Origin of the sequence: Rathayibacter sp. PhB186, from assembly GCF_003751825.1 — a bacterium.
GTDB classification, from domain to species: Bacteria; Actinomycetota; Actinomycetes; order Actinomycetales; family Microbacteriaceae; genus Rathayibacter; species Rathayibacter festucae.
Genome location: NZ_RJKO01000010.1, coordinates 72,989 through 95,311, shown reverse-complemented (window position 1 = coordinate 95,311; position 22,323 = coordinate 72,989). Strand labels below are relative to the sequence as shown.

The window sequence follows — 22,323 nt, the reverse complement described above, 5'->3', positions numbered from 1 at the left end:
AATACCCATGTTCCGTGCTCCCCGAAAGTCGGCGTTCGCCGCCGACTCCCCACCGCCCTCGCGGCGATACCGCTCCCTCCGGGCATCCGCCCGTCGCTCCGCGCTCACTCGTGGTGCCGCCATCGTGGCCACCGCCGTCGTGCTGCTCTCCGGACAGTCGCTCCTCGCGGCCCCGGCGCAGGGCGCGACTCCGGTCGCTGTCGACCCGAACTGCCCGTGGACGGACCCGACTCGCTCCCCCGAGGACCGCGCCAACCTGCTCCTGGACGCATCGACGATCCAGCAGCAGTACCGGTGGCTCAACGAGGCCTCGGCGAACGACGTGGGCTTCACGGAGTTCAACACCGCCGGCGGTCTCGGGCAGCCGCCCGGACCCCCGGTCACCTACCCCGAGCACCCCGACTGCGTGCAGTTCAACGCCGACATCGACGGGCCCTGGGGCATTGCCTACGGCACTGGAACGACCGCGTTCCCCGTTCCCGTCTCGCAGGCTTCGAGCTGGGATCTCGGTCTCACCGCCGACAAGGGCGCCGTGATGGCCGACGAGGCCTGGAAGCAGCAGTACAACACGATCTTCGCGCCCGGCATCGACATCGTGCGCACCCCCTGGGGTGGCCGCAACGCCGAGTACCTGGGCGAGGACCCGCTGCTCGCCGGCTCCCTCGCCGCCGAATGGGTCACCTCCCTTCGCGAGAGCAACCCCGGTCAGCCCGTCGCCTCCGTGCTCAAGCACTTCGTCGGCAACCAGCAGGAACTCGACCGGGGAACCAGCTCGTCGAACATCGACGAGCGCACTCTGCATCAGCTCTACCTGCAGCCCTACGAGATCGCCTTCGACGCCGATCCCGCCGGTGTCATGTGTTCCTTCAATCAGCTCAACGGCGTCTACGCCTGCGAGGACCCGGAGCTGCTGACCACGATCCTGCGCGACCAGCTCGACTTCAAGGGCTTCGCCGTCACCGACAACGGAGCTCAGAAGTCGACCGTCGCCGCCCTCGACGCGGGCCTGGATCAGGAGCTCAGCCTGCCGAAGTACTTCGCTCCCCCCGCTCTCGACGCCGCGCTCGCCTCCGGTGAGATCACGGCGGAGCAGATCCGCACCGCGGCATTCCGGGTGGTCCGCGCGAAGTTCGCCAGCGGAATCCAGGACTTCCAGCTTCCCGACTCCGGCCGGTACAGCGACGTCCGCACCGCCCGCTCCAGCGAGGTCGCACTCGAGATGGCGGAGAAGGGCTCCGTTCTCCTCAAGAACGACGACGATTTCCTTCCGCTGAGCAACGAGCCGCAGACCATCGCCGTGATCGGCCCGACAGCCTCGAATGAGATCACCGCGGACCCGGCCTACGCGCAGGGAGGCGTGAGCGCCCGCACGACGTGCACGTCACCGCTCTACGGGAACACGTTCGCCTCCACCGTCATCGACTGCCACCAGGTCGCTCCCCTCGACGCCATCAAGGCACGCGCAGCCGAGAACGGCAGCACCGTCGTCTACAACAACGGCAGCGACCCGGCCGCCGCGGCAGCTGTGGCTGCGGACGCCGACGTCGTCATCGTCTTCGGCTTCAACTTCGCGGGCGAGTTCTTCGACCTCGACTCGCTGAACCTGTTCAAGGACGGCGACGCGCTCATCGAAGCCGTCTCCGCCGCGAACCCGAACACCGCCGTCGTGCTTCAGACTGCAGGACCGGTCCTCATGCCCTGGCTCGACAGCGTCCCGTCGGTCCTGGAGACCTGGTGGTCTGGAGACCGTGGCGGCGACGCCATCGCCGGTCTGCTCTTCGGCGACGTGAACCCCTCCGGCAAGCTGCCCGTGACCTTCCCGAAGGCCCTCACCGACCTGCCTACCGGCACCGGCGACAACGCGCAGTACCCGGGAGTCTTCGCAGACGGCTCGACCACCCGCGTAGAAGGCTCGGACGAGATCCGTCAGGTCGACTACACCGAGGGTCTCGAAGTCGGCTACAAGTGGTACGACGAGCAGGGCATCGATCCCTTGTTCGAATTCGGTCACGGCCTGTCCTACACGGACTTCGCCTACTCGAACCTGAGCGCGAAGGCGGAGGTCGACAAGACCGCCGGCACCGCTCGCGCCACCGTCAGCTTCACCGTGAAGAACACGGGCGACGTCGCCGGAGCGGAGATCCCGCAGGTCTACCTCACCTTCCCCGAGGCGGCCGACGAACCCGGCAAGCGCCTGATCGGATTCGACCGTCTCGAGCTCGCCCCCGGTGAGCAGCGCACGGTGGAAGTGGTCGTGGACTCCGAGGCGAGCAACCACCCCCTCTCGATCTGGGACGTGGACACCGACTCGTGGACCACGGTCGACGGTGAGTACACCCTCTCTGTCGGATCGTCCTCTCGTGACCTGCCGCTGCAGAAGTCGATGAGCTTCACGGCCGCGCCGCAGACCGCTCCGGTCGCCACCACGGCGCCCTCGATCTCCGGTGACCCCCAGGTCGGGAAGACCCTCACCGCGAACCCCGGCGAGTGGAACCAGAGCGGTCTGAGCTACTCCTACCAGTGGCTGCGAGACGGCACGGCGATCCCCGGTGCGACGAAGTCCACCTACCGTGTGCTCTTGGCCGATCAGGGCAAGTCCCTCACCGTCTCCGTGACGGCGACTCCTGCTTCGGGGCCCGCCGGCACAGCGACGAGCGCGGCAGTGTTCGTGAAGTCGGCCGCACTGGTCATCGGCGTGCCGAACAAGCTCACAGGGACGACCTCCACGTCCTTCACGCTCGCCGTGAGGGTCCAGCCGCTCGCGAAGAACGTCACCGCAGAAGGGACCGTCACCGTCAAGGTGGACGGCAAGACCTTCACCGGGACGCTCTCCAACGGAAAGGTCTCCATCCCGATCGGGAAGTTCAGCCCGGGCACGAAGAAGATCACCCTCTCCTACGGAGGAAGTGACACCGTCGCATCAGCGAAGGGCGTCTCGGTCATCGTCGTCAGACGCTAACCGGACGACGTAAGACCCGAAGGGGGTGGCGAGCCAGTGCTCACCACCCCCTTCACCCATCCCCCCGCCAATGCACCGAAACGGCTGGGGCAGAACTCCAACCCCTTCGACCCCGCTTGAGAGTGCGCGGCAGCGCCGGGGCCGATCAGGAGGAGGCGACGCGCGAGGACGTCCGTATCCGCAGTTCCGGTTCGAGCTGGAAGTGGCGCGCTTCACTGCGGCCGCCCTGGATCCGCTCGAGCAGCATCGTCATCGCCGCCCGACCTGCCTCGACGCCGAACTGATCCACCGTCGTCAGGGAGAAGAAGGGATGACTGGCGAGGTCGATGTCGTCGTAGCCGACGACGGAAATCGCTCGACGAGTTCCCGAAGCCTCCGCCACAGCGCGCAGCGCCCCGACCGCCAGAGTGTCGTTCCCAGCGACGATCGCGGTCGGAGGATCGGGCTTCTCGATGAGGGTCTTCGCCGCTCGGTAGGCGTCCATCTCGAAAGCGTCGCAGTAGACGACGTCAGGCGACAGGCCGTCCTCGTGCATCCGATCCAGATAAGTCGTCAAGCGGATCGCGTGCGGCGCTCGAGCGCCCTCCTGATCGATCGCTGGCCGGACGGTCAGATGGGCGATTCTGGTGTGGGTGAGGGCGCGGAGGTGGTCCATCACCAGGCCGACCCCAGCAGCGTCGTTGTTCGTCACGGTGTCGTACGCGGCAGAGGCGTCGTGGCGTCCGATCAGAACGAGGGGAATGGTGCGGGCGAGGTTCTCGAGCCACTCGGGTGTCACCTCCGGCGAGATCGCGAGGATCCCGTCCACCTGCCGGTCCGCCAGGGCGTCGAGCACCGGTGCACCCCTGAGCTCGCCGATCCCCGGCGCCATGATCAGCTGGTACTGCGAGCCGGCGAGCGTGTCGCCGACGCCCTGCATCACCTGGTTGAAGAAGTCGTTGCCGAGCTGCGGAAGCTCGAAGCCGATTGTGAAGCTCGGACCGCGCATAGATCGGGCCGCGATCCGGGGACGGTATCCCAGACGGGCGATCGCCCCTTCGACCCGCTCGCGCATCGCGGGGGACACTCCGTAGGCGTTGCGGATCACCTTCGACACCGCACCTTTGGAGACGCCCGCTTCCGCCGCGACGTCGTCCATCGAGGGTCGGCGGAAGGAGCTTGCGCGCTCCTGCTGGTCGAGAGTCATCACCCACTCCTTCTCCGCCGACGTCGATGCCGGCGGATCAAGAGTACCGAGGACGTGAACTGGTTAACAGGACCGCCGTGGCCTGATCACGGTTTCGTAAACCAGTTGACACACCGTCCGGGCGGCAGCTACTTTGAGTTCCGCCGCTGAGGTTCACCCCGAACGTCAACCGGTTTACACAGCACACTTCAGTGTCTTTACGAGGAGGTAAAGAATGCCCAGCAAGCGCACCACGAGCATCCGAATCAGCGCCGCCGTCGCTCTCGGCGTCGCATCTGCTCTCGCCCTGACCGGCTGCTCCGGTTCCAGCGAAACGTCCGGCGGTTCGACCGAGATCACCTGGCTGATCGAGGGTGGCGACCAGCCGCAGTCGATGGCCGACGCGACCATCGCCGCGTTCCAGAAGGAGAACCCGGACATCACCGTGAAGGTCGACACGCGACCTGGCGGCACCGAGGGTGACAACCTGATCAAGACCCGCCTCTCCACCGGCGACATCCCCGACCTGTTCAGCTACAACACCGGCTCGCTGTTGCAGGCCCTGAACCCCGACCAGACCCTCACCGACCTGTCGGACGAGGCCTGGGTGGGCGACCTGACCGACGGCTTCAAGACCGTCGCCTCCGGCGAGAACGGCCTCTACGGCGCGCCGATCGGTACCGGCAACGCGGGCGGCATCGCTTACAGCAAGAAGATCTACGAGGAGCTGGGCCTCTCGGTCCCGACCTCGTGGGACGAGTTCGTCAGCAACAGCGAGGCCATCAAGGCCGCCGGCACTGCCGCTCCCGTCATCCAGAGCTACGGCGACACCTGGACCAGCCAGCTGATGATCCTCGCGGACTTCGCCAACGTGACCGCCGTGGACTCCGACTGGGCCCAGAAGTACACCGACAACGAGGCGAAGTACGCCGACGAGCCCGCCTTCGCCAGCTGGCAGCACCTGCAGGACGTCGCCGACGCCGGCCTCTTCAACGAGGACTTCGCCTCCGCCACGTTCGACGACGCCGCCGCGATGCTCTCCGACGGATCCGGTGCCCAGTACCCGACCCTGTCCTTCATCGTCGCGAACCTGACGGCGCTCAACCCCGACACCGTGGACGACATCGGCTTCTTCGCGATCCCCGCCGACGACGCCGACGACACCACCCTGACCCTCTTCGAGCCGGCCGCCGTCTACGTCCCCAAGGGCGTCGAGGGCGCAGAGCTCGAGGCGACGAAGAAGTTCGTCGCGTTCATCAACTCCCCCGAGGGCTGCACCCTCCAGGGCGAGAACCTCGGCATCAACGGACCGTTCTCGACCAGCGCCTGCGCGCTGCCGGAAGACGTTCCCACGATCGTCTCCGACATCCAGACCTACGTCGACGCCGAGAACACCGGAACCGCGCTCGAGTTCCTCTCGCCCATCAAGGGACCGAACCTCGAGAACATCGCGGTCGAGGTTGGCTCCGGCATCAGCGACGCCGCCAAGGGCGCCGCGACGTACGACGACGACGTGAAGAAGCAGGCCGAGCAGCTCGGCCTCGAAGGCTGGTGACCCGGCCGGTGAGCTGAGCGGACGACCCGCTCGGCTCACCACCTCCCCTCCCCTCGAACCCCGGAGGCGGGCGCTCCATCGCCCGCCTCCGGCCTCTTTGGAGAACAATGACCACGACAACGACGCCGCTGGTGCCCTTCGAGGCGACTGCGAAGCAAGGAAAGCGCAACCGCCCGCCCCGCAAGATGAAGAGCATCTACCCGTCCTGGTTCTACATCCCGGCCGCGGCGCTGTTCATCGTCTTCTTCGCAGTGCCGACGTTCGCGTCGCTGTACTTCTCCCTCACCCGCTGGACCCTGTTCGACATCGAGTTCATCGGTTTCGGGAACTTCGTCCAGTTCTTCCAGGAGCCTCAGCTCGTCCAGGGCTTCATCAACACCTTCGTCTACGGCTTCCTCACCTCCGCCGCGAAGGTCGTCCTCGGCCTCGCCCTGGCCGTGCTGCTCACCTCGAAGCTCATCGGCCGCGGATACCTGCGCGCCGTGGTGTTCTTCCCCGTGCTCGTCTCGACCATCGGCGTCGGACTCACCTTCAAGGCACTGCTGGACCCCTTCGACGGACTCGTCAACGGCGCGCTCGGCGTCTTCGGCATCGAGGGACCGGGCTGGCTGACCGACCCGTCGCTCGCACTGCTCTCGGTCGCCGCAGTCGACGTCTGGAAGGGCGTCGGCATCGCGACGCTCATCTTCATCGCCGGCATCGTCGCGATCCCCGGCGAGTACTACGAAGCCGCAGAGATGGACGGAGCCTCCTCCTGGAAGCGATTCCGCAACATCACCCTGCCACTCGCCGCGCCGGCGACCGGCACCGTGATCATCCTGTCCCTCATCGGCGGGCTGCGGTCCTTCGACCTGATCTGGGCGATGACCAAGGGCGGCCCCGGCTTCACCAGCGACGTGATCGCCTCCGTCATCTACAAGCAGTACCAGGCCGGTTTCTACGGCCTGTCCACCGCAGGCAACGTGATCCTCTTCGTCGTCGTCACGGCGATCATGATCCCGATCTCCCGCCTGCTCAACCGCAGCGAGGCGAACCAGTGAAACGCGCCACCCTCCAGCGCTGGACCGTCGGCGGCATCGCCATCGTCGTCTCCTTCGCCGTCTTCATCGTCCCCTTCATCTTCATCGTCCTCACTTCGTCGAAGACCTCCACCGACGCGTCGGCGCTGCAGTTCTCCTGGCCCGAGGAATGGGTCTTCTTCGACAACCTCATCGCGGTGCTCACCACCCGCGACGGCCTGATCGTCCGCGCATTCCTCAACAGCACCGTGCTCACCGTGACCAGCGTCCTGGTGATGGTCGTCCTCGCGGCGATGGTCGGATACGTGCTCCAGCGACGTCCCTCCAAGCTGAACTCGGTCATCAACTTCTTCGTCCTCGCCGGCCTCATCGTCCCGCCCGCAGTCGTCCCCACGATCTGGGTCCTGCAGGGCATGGAGCTCTTCGGCACCCTGCCAGGCCTGATCCTGATCGAGGCGACCTTCGGCCTCTCCTTCTGCGTCCTCCTGTTCCGCGCCTTCGTCGCCACCATCCCGAAAGAGCTCGACGAGGCGGCGATCATCGACGGAGCCGGCCCGCTGCGGCTGTTCTTCACCGTCGTGCTCCCGCTGCTCAAGCCCGTCGTCGTCACCGTCATCGTCGTGCAGTCCGTCGCCGTCTTCAACGACTTCACCAACCCCCTCTACTTCCTGCCGGGAGATGAGAACGCGACCGTGCAGCTCACCCTCTACAACTTCCAGAGCCAGACCCAGAGCGCATTCAACCTGCTGTTCATGGACATCCTGCTGATCACCATCCCTCCGCTGGTCATGTACGTGTTCTTCAACCGTCAGATCACCGAGGGAATGACCTCGGGCGCCGTCAAGGGCTGACTCGCCGCTCACCGCACAGCGACGCCGCCGTCGCTCGTCCTCCCCGAGGAGAACCATGTCCGCAACCACCGCCCGCATCGACACCGTCCGCATCGACCGCCGCACCGACGGCGCCTACGCCGACTCCCCTCTCCCGCAGGTGAGCTGGACCGTGGCCGATGCTCCGAACTGGTGGCAGGCCTCGGCCAGGATCCGACTCAACGGAGAAGACGTCGCAGAGATCGACAGCGACGAGTCCTCCTTCCTCGACTGGCCCTTCGCGAAGCTTCTCCCGCACACCGTCCACACCCTCGAGGTGCAGGCGACCAGCACGACCGGCGAGACGACACCGTGGAGCGACCCCCTCACCTTCCGCACGACGTTCCTCGCGAACGGGGAATGGATCGCCGAGCGGATCGCCCTGACCGACCCGTCAGCCCCGGCGACGCCGGCACTGCTGCGGGCCGAGTTCGACGCAGAGCCGGACATCACCGCGGCCTACCTCTCGTCGACCGCCGAAGGCGTCTTCCAGATCGAGCTCAACGGAGCCGACGTCGATGACTCCGTACTCAAACCAGGCTGGTCGTCCTACCAGTACCGGACAGTGCACGATAGCGTGGACGTCAGCGCGCTCCTCACCCCTGGACGCAACGCCATCGGCATCCGCCTGGCCGGCGGCTGGTGGACCGAGGAGTACGGCTTCGCGGGCGAGGGCCGACGCGTCTACGGCGAGCAGCCCTCCGTCGCGGCGCAGCTGCTGCTCGTGCACGCGGACGGCTCGACCAGTGTCGTCACCACCGGAACTCATTGGCGCGCGACCGCTGACGGGCCGATCGTCTCGAGCGGGATCTACGCGGGCGAGCACTACGACGCCCGCCGCCGAATCGACGGCTGGAGCACCGCGGGGTTCGACGACTCCGCGTGGACCGAGGTGGCCAGCTCCGGCGTCGGCCGGGCTCCGGAGGCGATGCTCGCGGAACCCGTCCGCCGCACCGGAGAGGTCTCCGTGAAGGAGGTGCTCACCTCCCCCACCGGCCGCTTGATCCTCGACTTCGGTCAGAACCTGGTCGGCCGCCTCCGGATCACCGTCTCCGGAGCGGAAGGACACGTGATCACCCTCCGTCACGCTGAAGTCCTCGAGAACGACGAGCTCGGTGTCCGGCCGCTCCGCTTCGCGGCCGCCACTGACCGCTACGTCCTCGCCGGCGACGCCGCGGAGATGTGGGAGCCGGAGTTCACCTTCCACGGCTTCCGCTACGCCCAGATCGACGACTGGCCGGGTGACTTCGATCCCACCGACGTCATCGCGGTCGTCATCGGCAGCGACATGCGCCGCACCGGCTGGTTCGACTCCTCCAACCCGCTCGTGAACCGGCTGCACGAGAACATCGTCTGGGGCATGCGAGGCAACTTCCTCGCCATCCCCACCGACTGCCCCCAGCGCGACGAGCGCCTGGGCTGGACCGGGGATGTCCAGGTGTTCAGCCCCACTGCTTCCTTCCTCTACGACAGCGACGCCTTCCTCGCTTCCTGGCTGCGCGACGTCGCCGCGGAGCAGACCGCCCATGACGGCGTCTGCCCTGTCGTCGTCCCCTGGGTCCTCCCCGGAGACCCCTACCCCGCCGCTGCCTGGGGAGACGCTGCCGTCGTCGTCCCGAGCGTGCTCCACGAGCGCTTCGGCGATCGACGCGCCCTGGCCGAGCAGTACGAGTCGATGCGAGCCTGGGCCGACGCACTGCTGCGAGTCGCCGGAGACCGGATGCTGTGGGAAGGCATGTTCCAGTTCGGCGACTGGCTCGACCCGGCCGCGCCTCCCGAGCACCCCGAGGACGTCCGCGCCGACCCCGACCTCGTCGCCTCCGCCGCTCTCATCCGTGCGCTCGACCTGGTCGCGTCCGCCGCCGACATCCTCGGACACCTCGACGACTCCGACCGCTACTGCGCCCTCGCCCAGCGCGCCCGTGATGCGTTCTGCGCCGAATACCTCACCCCCTCCGGCCGCATGATGTCCGATGCGCCCACCGCCTACGCCGTCGCATTGCGCTACGACATCGTCCGCGACCCCTCGATCAGGGCCGCACTGGGTCGGCGCCTCGCCGAGCTGCTGCGCCGTGAGGGCTATCGCATGGCGACCGGCTTCGTCGGCACCCCCCTCGTTCAGGACGCCCTCGTCGACACCGGCCGCGCGGACGTCGCCGAGCGGTTGCTCCTGCAGACCGAGAACCCGTCCTGGCTGTACGCCGTGACCATGGGCGCGACGACGGTGTGGGAGCGCTGGGACTCGCTCCTCGAAGACGGCAGCGTGAACCCGGGCGAGATGACCTCGTTCAACCACTACGCCTTCGGCGCCGTCGCCGATTGGCTGCACCGCCGCCTCGCCGGCCTCGCCCCTGCAGCGCCCGGATACCGGCGCTTGCGCATCGCCCCGGTCCTGCTCGCGAGCTTCGACCACGCCGCGGCCGTCCACGACACCCCTTACGGTCGCGCCGAGGTCTCGTGGCGCCGTGACGGCGGCGACGTCATCCTCGAGGTGACCGTCCCGGCGAACTGCGTCGCTGAGGTCGACGTTCCCGGCTTGGAGTCGGAAGAGGTCGGTTCCGGATTCCACGCCTGGCGCATCGCCGCGGGACAGTCCTCACCGGTACCGTCCGTCTCCCCCGACAGCGCCCTCTCAGACGTGATCGACCGTCCGGGCGCCTACGACGTCCTCGTCGAAGAGCTGACCACCCACGCGCCGGAGTCAGTACATCGGATCCGTCACCGCACCCGGTGGGTCCCTCAGCGCACCCTCCGCACCGAGCTCGACGGCGTTCCCGCCGGCGTACTCGACGGTATCGCCGACCGGCTCAGCGCCCTCTGACACCCCGAACGGAATCGACATGAGCGCCCCCTATCTCGACCCTGCACTGCCCGTCGGCGAGCGCGTCGACGACCTCCTCGCGCAGATGACGCTCGCCGAGAAGGTCGGGCAGATGCTGCAGCTCGACGCGAGAGGCGATCTCGCCGACCTCGTCACCGGCAAACTCGGCGGGTCGCTGCTGCACGCCTCTCCCGAGCGGATGCTGCAGGCCCGCGATCTCGTCGCAACCACGCGACTGCGCATCCCGCTGCTCATGGCCGATGACGCTATCCACGGCCATTCGTTCTGGCCCGGCGCGACGATCTTTCCCACCCAGCTCGGCATGGCCTGCACCTGGGATCCGGGACTGCTCGAACGAGGTGCCCGCGCCGCAGCGATCGAGATCGCCGCCACCGGCCTGCACTGGACGTTCTCCCCCGTTCTCTGCATCACCCGCGACCTGCGGTGGGGGCGAGTCGATGAGACGTTCGGAGAAGACCCGCACCTCATCGGTGAGCTGGGAGCAGCGATGATCCGCGGCTACCAAGGTGATGGGCTGACGGACCGCACCGCGGTGCTCGCGACGGCAAAGCATTTCGCCGGCTACTCCGAGACCCAGGGCGGCCGCGATGCTTCCGAGGCGGACCTCAGCCGCCGCAAGCTCCGCTCCTGGTTCCTGCCCCCGTTCGAGAAGGCCGCCCGCGAGGGCGTCGCGACGTTCATGCTCGGCTACCAGGCCATCGATGGCGTCCCCATCACCACGAACCGGTGGCTGCTCAACGAGGTCCTCAAGGGCGAATGGGGCTTCGCCGGCACCCTCGTCACCGACTGGGACAACGTCGGCCGCATGGTCTGGGAGCAGAAGGTCGCCGCAGACGACGTCGAAGCGGCGACCGTCGCGGTCGGCGCCGGCAACGACCTGATCATGAACACCCCGCAGTTCTTCGACGCAGCTCAGGAGGCCGTCGACCGTGGCGACCTCGACGAGGCGCTCATCGACGACGCGGTCCGTCGCATCCTCGCGCTGAAGTTCGAGCTCGGACTCTTCGAGGACCCCCGCTCCCCCGACACGGCGCGCCAAGCCGCCGTGATCGGCTCCGACGAGCACACGACGATCAACCTCGAGACCGCCCGCCGTTCTCTCGTCCTCCTCCGCAACGACGGCACGCTCCCCCTGGATCCGACGAGGCCGACCCGTGTCGCGGTCGTCGGCCCGAACGCCGACGACGTGCATGCGCAGCTCGGCGACTGGGCCGGCCTCTCCGGCCAAGTGGACTGGATGGGCGACGGCCACCCGCGGGAGATGACGCGGACTGTCTTCGACGGTCTCCGCGACATCGCGCCCGAGAGCTGGACCATCACTCACACCCGCGGCGCGGACATCGGCGACCTCGTCCCCGACCCCGCCGGCGCGACCTACCCCGACGGGCAGCCGCGTCCGCCGCTCTTCCGAGCGGCAGCACCTGACGCGGATCTGATCGCCGAGGCCGTCGCCGCCGCCGAGCAGGCGGACTACGTGGTCGCGGTCATCGGCGACACCGTCGCGCTCACGGGAGAGGGGAAATCGACCGCGACCCTGGAGCTTCAGGGCGGCCAGGTCGCGCTCGTCGACGCACTCGTCGCCACCGGCACTCCCGTGATCGTCGTCCTCATTCAGGGCAAGCCGTCGACCCTGCCGAACTCCGTCCTCGGGTCGGCCGCGATCGTCGAAGCCTTCAACCCCGGCATGCAGGGCGGGACCGCGATCGCCGAACTCCTCCTCGGCCTGATCGAACCCTCCGGCCGCCTGCCGATCACGTTCGCCCGCCACGTCGGGCAGCTGCCCGTTTACTACAACCAGATCCGCGGGCAGCACGGCGATCGCTACGCCGACCTCACCCAGGACCCTCTCTTCGCGTTCGGTGAAGGGCTCAGCTACACGACTGTCGAGTACTCCGATCTGCGGCTCGAGAGCGACTCCGTCCCCGTCGACGGACTGATCCGGGCGACCGTGACGCTGACGAACACCGGAGACCGGCCGGCGCTCGAGACAGTTCAGGCGTACATCGCCGATCAGATCACCAGCGTCACCTGGGCCGAGCGGGAGCTCAAGAGCTTCGTGCAGATGACAGTCCCGCCCGGGGAATCAGTCGATACCGTGCTGGAGATCGCCGCCTCCGACTGCTCGCTCGTCGACGCCGACGGCGACCGCCGTGTCGAACTCGGCGCGTTCGATCTCCTCGTCGGACGCAGCTCTCGAGACGAGGACCTCCTCAAGACGGTCTTCCACGTCCGCCACGCCTGACGGTCGGCTCCAGCGCAGCGACGCTCACGCTGGACCGGCGAACCCAGAGCGAGCCGCACCACGCGCTGGCGTCAGCGTTTCGTGTCCAGGCGCCACTCGTCGTGCCACTGGATGACGGGATACGGCCCGTCAAAGCTGATCGGTAGCCAGACGTAGTCAGCGATCGCCGTGTTCTCGCCACGGCCGGCGGCCATGACGGCACCCATCCGCTCCCGGTCCTCCGGGGTCGTCTCGCGAGCGTCCCCGGCGCGCGCCTCGCCGCCGCCCGCGGTCATCGCGGCGACGGAGTCGTAGACATTCGGCATGTCCTCGGGCAGCTGCGGAAGCCAGCGGTCGCCGAGGGCGATGTAGAGGTCGTCGATGGTCGGGTGCCGGAAGACAGAGGTGATCTGCGAACGGAACGAGGTGCGCGAGGCGTCCGTCGGGTGGGTGTCGCCGAGGACGGTCCACGGTCCGTGGAAGCCGGGTGCGCTCGCAGTCTCGGAGAAGTTCGGGAAGTACCCGGTGGTGCCGGAGGTGATGAGGTAGTGGCTGCCGTTCCGCTCGAAGTGGGCGGGCGCCTCGCGGGTGTCGGGCGGGCCGGGGTGGGGGAAGTGGCTGGTGTGCTCGCCGGTGACGTCGGTGTAGTCGTCGGTCAGCTCGGCGCAGATGAGCTCCGTGTGGACCTTCTCGAAGTAGTAGTAGGCCTTCTTGGTGGCGGGGTCGACGACGAGGTCGAAGTCGCCGGCGTCCATGCCGAGCGGCCGGAGTCCGGTGCGCACGATCTCGTAGGGGCCGAGGAAGGCGTCGGCGGTGAGGACGGCGGAGGACTGGGTCTTCGCCTCCTCGTCCATGACCTTGATCCAGCAGACGTACTTGCTCGTCTTCTCGTTGAAGAGGATGTGCGGCCGGTCGGCGCCCTTCGAGGGGTGCAGCGGCGATTCGGGATCGTCGAGGACGGGAGGCACGATCAGTCCGCGGTCCTCCCAGTTGTAGAGGTCGGTCGAGGAGTAGGCGCGCATGCCCCAGTGCCAGATTCCGCTGCCGGGGACGGTCCTCTCCTTGTTCTCGCCGTACCAGTAGTAGACGCCGTCCTCGTAGTGGATCGAGCCGCCGTGGGCCTGGATCCGCTCGCCCTTCGTGTCGAGCCATACCTGGCCGGGGTGGAAGGAGTCGTAGGTCTGGGTCATCGCGGTGTCGTCCGTCGGTTCGGCGGTCATCGTGCGGTCTCCAGGACAGCGAGGAGGTCGCGCTCCATCGCCTCGCCGTTCTGCGGCAGGCGCGAGGCGAGCATCCCGAGCGGGAGGTCGCCCATGTGGCTGCCGGCGGCCTCGACGGGAACGCCGGGGAGGTAGGCGCGCATCACGTCGAGCACGGCCTGCCAGAGGGCGTCGTGCTTCATCACGTCCTTGATCGGGGTCTCGAGCGAGAGCACCGCTTCCTCGCCGAAGCCGGTGGGCAGCGGGTAGCGCCAGGAGTGGGCGCCGGGGCCGACCTCGATGCTGAGGCGGTCCGGGTGCAGCGGGGGCACGACCGTCGCGGTCGCGCCATCGGGCACGACGACGTCGAAGAGCATCTCGCTGCCCTCGGCGCGCCAGTGCGATTCGGCGCGGCCGAGCACGGTGTCGTGCACGGCGCGGGCGGAGGTGAGGTCTCCACCGGGCTGCGGGGCGATCGTCAGGGTGCGCCAGCCCGCGGAGGTGCGGGTGAGGCCGCCGATGACGCGGTGCATCCAATCGGCGACGGCGCCGAGGGCGTAGTGGTTCAGCGAGGTCATGCCGGTGGCGTTGATCGTGCCATCGGGGAGGACGGAGTCCCAGCGCTCCCAGATCGTGGTCGCGCCCATCGTCACCGGGTAGAGGAAGGACGGGCTCTTCGTCTGCAGCAGCAGCTCGTAGGCCTCTTCGAGGTGGCCGGTGCTGCTGAGGGCGTCGGTGATCAGCGGGGTGCCGGCGAATCCGGTCGAGATGGTGAAGCCGGACTGCGCGACGATCCCGGCGAGCTTCGCGCCGGCCTTCCGCTTCTGGGACGGGTCGAGCAGGTCGAACATGATCGGGAGCGCGTAGCCGGTAGCCGACTCGCTGACGACTCGCCCGGTCTCGGTGACGAACTCGCGCCGGAACGCCGCGCGGACCCGCTTCGCCAGCGCGACGAAGTGCTCGGCGTCGGCACCCTCACCCAGCAGTCGGGCGGTCTCGGCCATCTGGCGGGTGGTCCGGCAGAGATAGGCGCAGGCGACGAGGTAGCGGTCGGTCTTCCCGCCGGCGGGGTTGTCCGCGGGCGCGTCGGGGTCGAGCCAGTCGCCGAACTGGAAGCCGCTCCCCCACAGGTCGTTCTCGTCGAGCGCGGCCTCGACCTCGCGGACGAACGCTGTCATCGAGGGGTACGCGGTGCGCAGGATCGCGAGGTCGCCGTACTCCTGGTACAGCTCCCACGGCAGGCTCACCGCGACGTCGCTCCACAGCGCGGTCGCGGAGGAGCCCGTCGGCAGCACGTCCGGCACCGTCCACGGGACGGTCCCGGTGTCCGCCTGCTCGACCGCGAGGTCCTGCAGCCACGAGCCGAGCACCCCTTGGACGTCGTAGAGGAAGGTCGCGGTCGGCGCGAACGCGTTGAGATCGCCCGTCCAGCCGAGACGCTCGTCGCGCTGCGGGCAGTCGGTGGGCACTCCGACGAAGTTGTCGCGCATCGACCAGACCGTGTTCTCGTGCAGCTTCGTCACCAGCGGGTTCGAGGTCTCGAACCAGCCGGTGCGGGTCATCTCGCTGTGCACGACCACCGCTCGCAGAGCGTCGGGCGCGAACTCACCCGGCCAGCCGTCGACCTCCGCGTAACGGAAGCCGTGGAAGGTGAACCGCGGCTCCCACGACTCCGGCCCGCCGCCACCGAGGGTGTACCGATCGGTCGCGGCGGCACTGCGCAGCGTCTCGATCTCGAGTTCCCCCTCCGGGGTCAGCAGCTCGGCATGACGGAGAGTGATCGTCGTGCCGGCCTCACCGGACACGGCCAAGCGCACCCAGCCCGAGATGTTCTGACCGAAGTCGACGATGGTTCGGCCGGATGGACTGATGGTGACCGCGACGGGAGCGAGCTCCTCGGAACGACGGATCGGCGGAGTGGCGTCCTCCGTGACCGTCGCGAGATCCCACGGCACCTCGACCGCCGGCGACCACGACGACGTGTCGAAACCGGGCTCGGCCCAGCCGATCGGCTCGGCACGCGCGTCGTACGACTCGCCGCCGTAGATCCCGGAAGACAGCACCGCGCCCGTGCCGACTCGCACATCACCGTCGGTGCCGATCACCTCTACTCGGTCGTCGTAGGTCAACTCGACTCGCGCGAAGAGCGCAGGACGATCGGCGTAGTTGTGTCGGTTGTTCTCCCAGGTCAGCGCGCCGACCGCCCAGCCTTCGCCGACGATCGCGCCGAGCACGTTCTCCCCTGCAACCAGAAGCTCCGTCACGTCATGGCGACGGGCCACCACCCGGTGCCGGTACGAGGTCCAGCCGGGTGCGAGCACCTCGTCGCCGAGACGAGTGCCGTTGACGTACGCCTCGACGACTCCGAGCGCCGTGACGACGAGCTCGGCTCGGCGGAGCCCGCCACCGACGGTGAAACCTCGGCGGAAGTACACCGCGGGGTCGCCCTCTTCTGACGGGCGGTCGGCTCCGACGAAGGCGGCGGGTTCAGTGTGCGTGGTCATGGCATGGGTCCTTCCGGCCGGTTGCGGCCGATTCTGCGGGTGAAGAGCGACGGAGGCGTGAGGCGTGACGTGCCCTAGTACACGGACTCGCCGCCGTCGGACGGCAGGATCGCGCCGTTGATGTTGACGCTGTCGTCGCTCAGGAGGAATGTGATCGACGCCGCCAGCGCCTCCGGGACCGAGATGGGTACATCGGCTCGCTGGCTGTCGATCCGCTGCTGGCCGAACGTGCTCGTGTTCACCGGCCGCATCCCGGTGAGCGTGCCGCCGGGAGCGACGCTGTTCGTGCGGATCCCGTGCGGCTCGTACATGAAGGCGGTGCTCTTCGTGATGCCGACGACCGCGTTCTTGGACGCGGTGTAGACGAGCCCGGACGAGGAGCCGCGAAGCGCCGCCTCCGAGGCGATGTTCACGATGGATCCGCGGCCGGCCGCCATCATCAGCGGCAGTACTGCGCGGGTGAGGCGGATGACTCCGAACACGTTGACAGCGAAGACCCGCTCGAGCACGGCATCGCTCACCTCGTGCAGCGGAGCGAAGTCGTCGCTCAGCCCGGCGACGTTGGCAAGCGCGTCCACGCGCCCGTCGGCTGCAGCGATGATCGCGGCGACGCCCTCCTCCGAAGTGATGTCGCCGGCGACGGGGACGACATCGTGACCGGTGAGCTCGTCCGTGAGACCGGCGAGCCGGTCGGCTGAGATGTCGACGGCGATGACCCGCCCGCCTTCGCGGGCCACTCGCGAGGCGACGGCCCGGCCGATTCCGGAGGCCGCGCCCGTCACGATCACGGTAGAGCCCTCGAAGCGCCCGGGAGTGATCTTCTCGACCCAGGCAAGACCTGCCGCCTCCTCGTCTAAGGGCACGCGCCCGCCGTTGGCCTTTGCGACGAGCGAATCGGCAAGTCCGGCCGGCGCGTTCGGCGACGATGCGATCAGGCGACCGAGGGTCACCTTGCGGAGCACCGTGAGCGCGTGCTCATCCATACCAGCCTGTTCCGCGATGCCGCGGACGATCGCGGCACCCGCGGGGTGATCGAGCCACGCGCCAATCGTGCTGTTGGCGGTCAGGGCGATCTTGTCGTCGGTCATGCTGTGCTCTTCCACTGTCGAGGTCGGAGGATGTCGGACTCGCGAACCCTCAGGAGCCGAGCGAGGTGGCGGTCCGGCCGAGCCAGGCGAGGCTGGGCTTGGGATGCCGCTCGAAGGTGTCGCGATCGACTGAGATCAGGCCAAAGGTCGGCTCCCAGTGGCCCCATTCGAAGTTGTCGAGCAGGCTCCAATGCAGATAACCGCGAACGTCGATCCCGTCGTCGACGGCCTCGCGGAGGTGCCGGAGCGCCTCCTTCGTGTAGGCGATGCGCCGGGCGTCGTCGGGCGTGGCGATGCCGTTCTCGGTGACGAGGAGCGGGACGCCTCCGCTCACCTCCCAGGCGTGCCGCAGGGCGATGCCGAGCGCGTCGGGGCGGTACGGAGTGCCGACCATGGTGTTATCGGGGCTCGGCGGGTTGGGCACGAGGCCGTTCGCGTCGACGCCCTGGGTCGAGTAGGCCTGCACGCCGAGGAAGTCGTCGCCGCGCGCCGCTTCGAGGAACACGTCTTCTCGGACCTGCTGCTCCTCGGCGTGTCTCGACTCACCGCCGGGCAGCGGGTAGAGCGCGAGGTTCGCGACGGTCCAGCCGACCTTCGAGCCGGTCAGCTCCCGCACGATCGCCCGGGCGGCGTGATGCGCCTCGATCAGCCGCGCCGTCGTCTCAGATGACGGGGACGGCAGCGTGAAGCCGCCTTCCGGCTGGATGGTCGGCGTCTCCAGGGGCGGCACCGCAGTGGAATTGATCATCCGGCTCATCAGGATCATGAACGAGAACATGTTGGGCTCGTTGATCGTGCAGACCCACTCGACTCCGTCGAGGATCCCGCACACCTCGCGCACGTAAGCGCTGAAGCGGTCGATCGCGGTCTCACCCAGCCAACCGCCCTCCTCGACGAACCAGCGCGGGCTCGTGAAGTGGTGCAGGGTGACGACCGGTGTGAGCCCGAGACCCAGAGCGGTGTCGATCATCCGCCGGTAGTGCGCGAGCTCGGCCCGCGAGAACTGCCCGGGAAGCGGCTCGATCCGCGACCACTCCACCCCGAAGCGGTAGGCGGTGAGCCCTGCGTCGGCGAGCAGACGCATGTCCTCCTCGTAGCGGTGGTACGAGTCGACCCCGTCCCCGCTCGCGGCGAAGTGCGCAGAGCGCTGCTCGTACACCCACCAGTCGCTGTTCACGTTGCCTCCCTCGGTCTGGTGCGGGGCGGTGGAGGCGCCCCAGAGGAAGCCGGGACGGAGTGCTCTCATTTCGCGCTTCCTTTGAGTCGGATTCGAGCGGGTACGGCTCAGCGCACAGAGCGGACGCGAAGGACCACGAGCCCGCCGAGGAGCGTGAACACCGCCGCGAGGATGTAGAGCATCGAGTAGTCGCGAGCACCGTCCGAACCCGCGCCGATCGCGAGGATCACCGAGGCCAGCAGGGGAGCGAGCGCCTGCGGGATGGTGGTCGCGAACTGCGTGAGGTTCACGAAGCGGCCCGCCTCGGTCGCCCGCTCGGGGAGCACGTCGAGGAACAGCGCCTGGTCGACGGCAGAGAAGACGCCGATCGCGAGGTTGCCCATGAACGCGCCCACGATGAGGAGCGGCAGATCGTTGGCGAGGAGCATTACCAGAGAACCGGCGGCGAAGAGGATGCCGGAGCCGAGGACGAAGGCCTTGCGCCGGCGCAGCTTGTCGCTGAGGAAGCCGCCCGCGAAGACTCCGATGATGGTGCCGACGATGCCGAGCAGTCCGACCGTGGCGACGGTGCCGCCGATCTCGTCGACGGGGATGTCGAGTCTCGAGGAGAAGAAGAACGCGGTGTAGGAGGTGTTCAGCGTGAGGCCGAAGAAGAAGAAGAAGCGGCCGAGCCAGTTCCAGGAGAAGTCCGGGTACTTGCGCGGGTTGAAGACGTACTTCGAGAGCACGATCCCAGCGGTGAGTGTCTGCTCGGTCGGGGCGTTCCGGCTGTCGTCCTCCCTCATGAAAGCGACGAAGACCAGGACGAGGACCAGGGCGATCGCGCCGGGTACCAGGAAGAGCAGGAACGGCTGGCTCGCGAGCGTTCCTCCGATGACGGCGCCGAAGACGGGTGCGACCATCGTCGCGAAGCCGGTGATCGCTCCGACCTTGCCGCGCTGGCTCTCGGGGAGCTTGTCGGCCTGGAGGGTGGTGAAGTTGTTGACCGTCTGGCTCCAGCCGATCTGCGCGATGACCCAGCCGATACCGAGGACCAGCACGTTCGGTGCTGCTGCCATCGCGGTCAGGCCGACGAGGCCGATGAACGTGCCGATCAGGATCCACGGCCTCCGGCGCCCGAGACGGGTTCGCGTGCGATCGCTGAGCTGACCGCCGAGGGGACCGACGAGCAGTGCGGCGAGCGAGCCGACGCCGAGGAGGACGCCCAGGTACTCCTCGTTCCCGGGCGCGAGCGCCTGCACCTGGATGGCGAGCGAGATCGCGATCGGGGTGACGAACGCCAGGTAGGCGCCGAAGAGACCGAGCGCGAGCAGGGTGATCCACCCCGCGCTGACTTTCGGCGGCTCGGGTGTGCTTCCGAGGTCGGCCGCCGCCTTCTGCTGGGCGGTGTCTTCCGGGGCGAGGGCTCCCGGGATCGGGAAAGCTCCTCCGCTCGGAAGGGGGTGCTGGGCGTCCTGGTCTCTCATGGTGACTCCTTCGTCGTTGGTTCAGTGATCAGTGGTCGTGGTGTGGTGGGTCAAGCGAGGTCGAGCGGGACGGTCGCTGCGGCGGGATCACCCGAGAACGCTGCGGCCTCGACGAGTACTCGGGATGCCGCGAGACTCCATCCGGTCGACGTCCACCGGCGCAGCGGCGCAGTCGACCCGGTGATGCGGACGCATCGCGTCTCGCCCGCACGGACGGCGATGGGTTCGAATCCGAGGAGTACGCGCTCGGGGAAGTCGTCGGCGTCGACCACTCCGTAGAGCTGCACCACATGCCGCCCCGCCCGGTCGCCGATGTTGACGACATCGACCGTCGCCTCGAACGAGCCCGACTCCTCGTCGATGGCTCCCACTTCGAGGTTTCGGATGTCGAATCGTGTGTAGGAGAGTCCGAAACCCAAGGGGTAGGCGGCCTCGATGCCATCGCGATCAAGGAGCCGCTGACCGTGCCAGCGGTCGTACACGATGGACGTGGCGGCGACGTCGAAGAAGGGGAGGTGCGACTCGTCCCGCGGTATCGAGTAGGGAAGCCGACCGGAGGCATCCACCTCGCCGAGCAGCACGTCAGCGAGCGCATCCCCGCCTTCGCTGCCCGCGTACCAGCTGACGAGGATCGCGGGGACGAGGTCCTTCCACTCCTCGATGATCACGGCGCCGGCGGTCACGATCACGACCACCGTCCGTGGGTTCGCCGCGGCGGTCGCTCGGATGATCTCCACGTCGACGGGACGGATCCTGAGCGACGCCCGGTCACCTCCAGCCGCCGAGCCCATGAGGTTCTCGTTGCGGTCGTCGCCGGTCGGCATCGTGACCCCGGGTGGCAGCGGGGGGAAGACCTTGAGGAGGCCTGGAGCCGAGAGCATGGTGTCGCCGAGGTACTCGCCCTCGTCGGCGGCCGTGTAGCCGACGACCACGACGGCGATGTCCGCATCCGCGGCGATGTGCGCGGCGGCGACCGGATCGTCCTCGACGCTGCTGAGGACCATCGCAGTGGGGAAGGCACTGCGAACACCCTCGAGGGGGGTGATCACCCGCGGTGAATGCACGTTCGAGGAGCCCTTGTCACCCGTGTTGGCCAGGTCGGAAAGGCGTCCGATCACGGCGATCGACGAGACCGCCGTGCGGTCGATCGGCAGGAGAGGGACCTCATCGAGTGCGTCGTTCTGCAGAAGGACCATCGACTCGGCGGCGGCGCGGCGGGACAGCGCGCGGTGCGCTCGCGAGAAGACGACCGAGAGCTCGGGTTGCGGGTCGAGATCGGAGGCGGCGAAGCGCAGCTGCGTCGCGATGATCCGTCGTGCCGCTCGTCGGACGTCATTCCACGATGCGCGACCCGCTTCGAGGTCCCCGGGGAGGGCTCTGGCCCGCTGCTGCCGGAACGGTGCTTCGACGTCCAGACCGGCCCGGAGGGACATCGCGGGGTCGCGGAGCCCGAAGATGAAGTCCGAGAGGGTGATGCCCTCGAAGCCCCACTGCTCGCGCAGCACGCCCTCGAGAAGTGCCTCGTTCTGGCCGGCCCACTCGCCGTTCACGCTGTTGTAGGAGGTCATGATCCCGGCGACCCCCTCCTCAACGACACGCTTGAAGTGCGGCAGGTAAACCTCGTGCAGCGTGGCGTCATCGGCGGTCACGTCGACTGCGAACCGCGCGTTCTCCATGGAGTTGAGGGCGTAGTGCTTGGCGACCGCCATTCCGTGGCGCTGCACCCCGCGTACGAGGGCGGCGCCGAACTCGCCGAGGAGGACGGGGTCCTCGCCGTAGGTCTCCTGCGACCGACCCCACGCGGGGTGGCGCGGCAGATTGATGCAGACCCCGCCGAAGAAGTTGCCACCCTGCGCCCGCATCTCAGCACCGATCGCCCGGCCGATCTCCTCCTCGAGGGTGAGGTTCCAGGTCGCTCCGCGAGCCATGGACACCGGGAACGCGGTCGATTCGCCCATCACGACACCGCGCGGTCCGTCGCTGAAGCGCAGGCCGGGAACACCCAAGCGTGCGACCTCGCCCATCACGACAGGGGTGGCGTTGTACTGCCGACCCATCTCGCTCATGCCCGACCAGAACTCGCCGTCGCCGTCCAGGAGACCGCGCATCTCCTCGTCGGAGAGCTCATCGACCAAGGCCTCGGTCGCGTCGTAGAGCGAAGCGCCGGCCACTACGCGCGTCGTCGCGGCCTCGAAGGCGGTCGGCGCAGAAACGTCGTCCGCCAGTGCCGGTCGGTCACTCACGTGATCCTCCTCGAGG

The 22,323-nt window shown here is 68.2% G+C and carries 13 protein-coding genes; 6 read left to right on the top strand and 7 right to left on the bottom strand.

Annotated elements, in window-relative coordinates; translation table 11 throughout:
* Positions 1 to 124 precede the first annotated feature (124 nt).
* Positions 125 to 2,959 carry a glycoside hydrolase family 3 C-terminal domain-containing protein gene (locus EDF45_RS19095; RefSeq protein ID WP_165909076.1) on the top strand — a complete coding sequence of 945 codons (2,835 nt, stop codon included), beginning with the start codon at positions 125 to 127 and terminating at the stop codon, positions 2,957 to 2,959.
* Between the two features lie 145 nt (positions 2,960 to 3,104).
* Here EDF45_RS19095 and EDF45_RS19090 read toward each other — a convergent pair whose 3' ends face one another.
* Entirely contained in the window at positions 3,105 to 4,097 is a 993-nt protein-coding gene (locus tag EDF45_RS19090; protein ID WP_243646277.1) for a LacI family DNA-binding transcriptional regulator, read from the bottom strand.
* A 262-nt stretch (positions 4,098 to 4,359) separates the two neighbouring features.
* On the opposite strand from EDF45_RS19090, the gene EDF45_RS19085 reads away from it, so the two are divergent.
* From EDF45_RS19085 to EDF45_RS19065, 5 genes are all read left to right on the top strand, one after another.
* A complete protein-coding gene (locus tag EDF45_RS19085; protein WP_123737533.1) occupies positions 4,360 to 5,679 on the top strand; it encodes an ABC transporter substrate-binding protein in 1,320 nt (439 codons plus the stop codon).
* A gap of 107 nt (positions 5,680 to 5,786) precedes the next feature.
* A complete protein-coding gene (locus EDF45_RS19080) occupies positions 5,787 to 6,719 on the top strand; it encodes a carbohydrate ABC transporter permease (RefSeq protein WP_397459917.1) in 933 nt (310 codons plus the stop codon).
* Positions 6,716 to 7,549, top strand: coding sequence for a carbohydrate ABC transporter permease (locus EDF45_RS19075; RefSeq protein ID WP_123734171.1), 834 nt, complete (start codon positions 6,716 to 6,718; stop codon positions 7,547 to 7,549). Before EDF45_RS19080 ends, EDF45_RS19075 begins: the two co-directional genes overlap by 4 nt.
* 55 nt (positions 7,550 to 7,604) lie before the next feature.
* Complete coding sequence (locus tag EDF45_RS19070) at positions 7,605 to 10,388, top strand: alpha-L-rhamnosidase (protein ID WP_123734170.1); 2,784 nt, start codon at positions 7,605 to 7,607, stop codon at positions 10,386 to 10,388.
* A 19-nt stretch (positions 10,389 to 10,407) separates the two neighbouring features.
* Positions 10,408 to 12,651 carry a glycoside hydrolase family 3 N-terminal domain-containing protein gene (locus EDF45_RS19065; protein WP_123737534.1) on the top strand — a complete coding sequence of 748 codons (2,244 nt, stop codon included), beginning with the start codon at positions 10,408 to 10,410 and terminating at the stop codon, positions 12,649 to 12,651.
* A 71-nt stretch (positions 12,652 to 12,722) separates the two neighbouring features.
* On the opposite strand, the gene EDF45_RS19060 is transcribed toward EDF45_RS19065, so the two are convergent.
* The 6 genes from EDF45_RS19060 to EDF45_RS19035 all read right to left on the bottom strand — a co-directional run bounded on the left by EDF45_RS19060 (position 12,723) and on the right by EDF45_RS19035 (position 22,307).
* Complete coding sequence (locus EDF45_RS19060) at positions 12,723 to 13,850, bottom strand: family 43 glycosylhydrolase (protein ID WP_260312326.1); 1,128 nt, start codon at positions 13,848 to 13,850, stop codon at positions 12,723 to 12,725.
* Positions 13,847 to 16,333, bottom strand: coding sequence for an alpha-L-rhamnosidase (locus EDF45_RS19055; protein WP_123737535.1), 2,487 nt, complete (start codon positions 16,331 to 16,333; stop codon positions 13,847 to 13,849). Before EDF45_RS19055 ends, EDF45_RS19060 begins: the two co-directional genes overlap by 4 nt.
* 74 nt (positions 16,334 to 16,407) lie before the next feature.
* Positions 16,408 to 17,421, bottom strand: a complete 1,014-nt coding sequence (locus EDF45_RS19050) for an SDR family NAD(P)-dependent oxidoreductase (protein ID WP_123737536.1) — start codon at positions 17,419 to 17,421, stop codon at positions 16,408 to 16,410.
* A gap of 49 nt (positions 17,422 to 17,470) precedes the next feature.
* Entirely contained in the window at positions 17,471 to 18,667 is a 1,197-nt protein-coding gene (locus tag EDF45_RS19045; RefSeq protein ID WP_123737537.1) for a glycoside hydrolase family 1 protein, read from the bottom strand.
* Positions 18,668 to 18,705: 38 nt separating this feature from the next.
* Positions 18,706 to 20,064: an MFS transporter gene (locus EDF45_RS19040; protein ID WP_123737538.1), complete on the bottom strand. Its 1,359-nt coding sequence runs from the start codon at positions 20,062 to 20,064 to the stop codon at positions 18,706 to 18,708.
* Between the two features lie 50 nt (positions 20,065 to 20,114).
* Positions 20,115 to 22,307, bottom strand: coding sequence for a glycoside hydrolase family 3 C-terminal domain-containing protein (locus EDF45_RS19035; protein ID WP_260312327.1), 2,193 nt, complete (start codon positions 22,305 to 22,307; stop codon positions 20,115 to 20,117).
* Positions 22,308 to 22,323 lie beyond the last annotated feature (16 nt).

Bases quoted from the DNA above. Each gene is read 5' to 3' on its own strand.
- EDF45_RS19070 (WP_123734170.1), top strand. From the start codon at position 7,605: ATGTCCGCAACCACCGCCCGCATCGACACCGTCCGCATCGACCGCCGC.
- EDF45_RS19090 (WP_243646277.1), bottom strand. From the start codon at position 4,097: ATGGACGACGTCGCGGCGGAAGCGGGCGTCTCCAAAGGTGCGGTGTCG.
- EDF45_RS19055 (WP_123737535.1), bottom strand. From the start codon at position 16,333: ATGACCACGCACACTGAACCCGCCGCCTTCGTCGGAGCCGACCGCCCG.
- EDF45_RS19050 (WP_123737536.1), bottom strand. From the start codon at position 17,421: ATGACCGACGACAAGATCGCCCTGACCGCCAACAGCACGATTGGCGCG.
- EDF45_RS19085 (WP_123737533.1), top strand. From the start codon at position 4,360: ATGCCCAGCAAGCGCACCACGAGCATCCGAATCAGCGCCGCCGTCGCT.
- EDF45_RS19045 (WP_123737537.1), bottom strand. From the start codon at position 18,667: ATGAGAGCACTCCGTCCCGGCTTCCTCTGGGGCGCCTCCACCGCCCCG.
- EDF45_RS19080 (WP_397459917.1), top strand. From the start codon at position 5,787: ATGACCACGACAACGACGCCGCTGGTGCCCTTCGAGGCGACTGCGAAG.
- EDF45_RS19040 (WP_123737538.1), bottom strand. From the start codon at position 20,064: ATGAGAGACCAGGACGCCCAGCACCCCCTTCCGAGCGGAGGAGCTTTC.
- EDF45_RS19065 (WP_123737534.1), top strand. From the start codon at position 10,408: ATGAGCGCCCCCTATCTCGACCCTGCACTGCCCGTCGGCGAGCGCGTC.
- EDF45_RS19060 (WP_260312326.1), bottom strand. From the start codon at position 13,850: ATGACCGCCGAACCGACGGACGACACCGCGATGACCCAGACCTACGAC.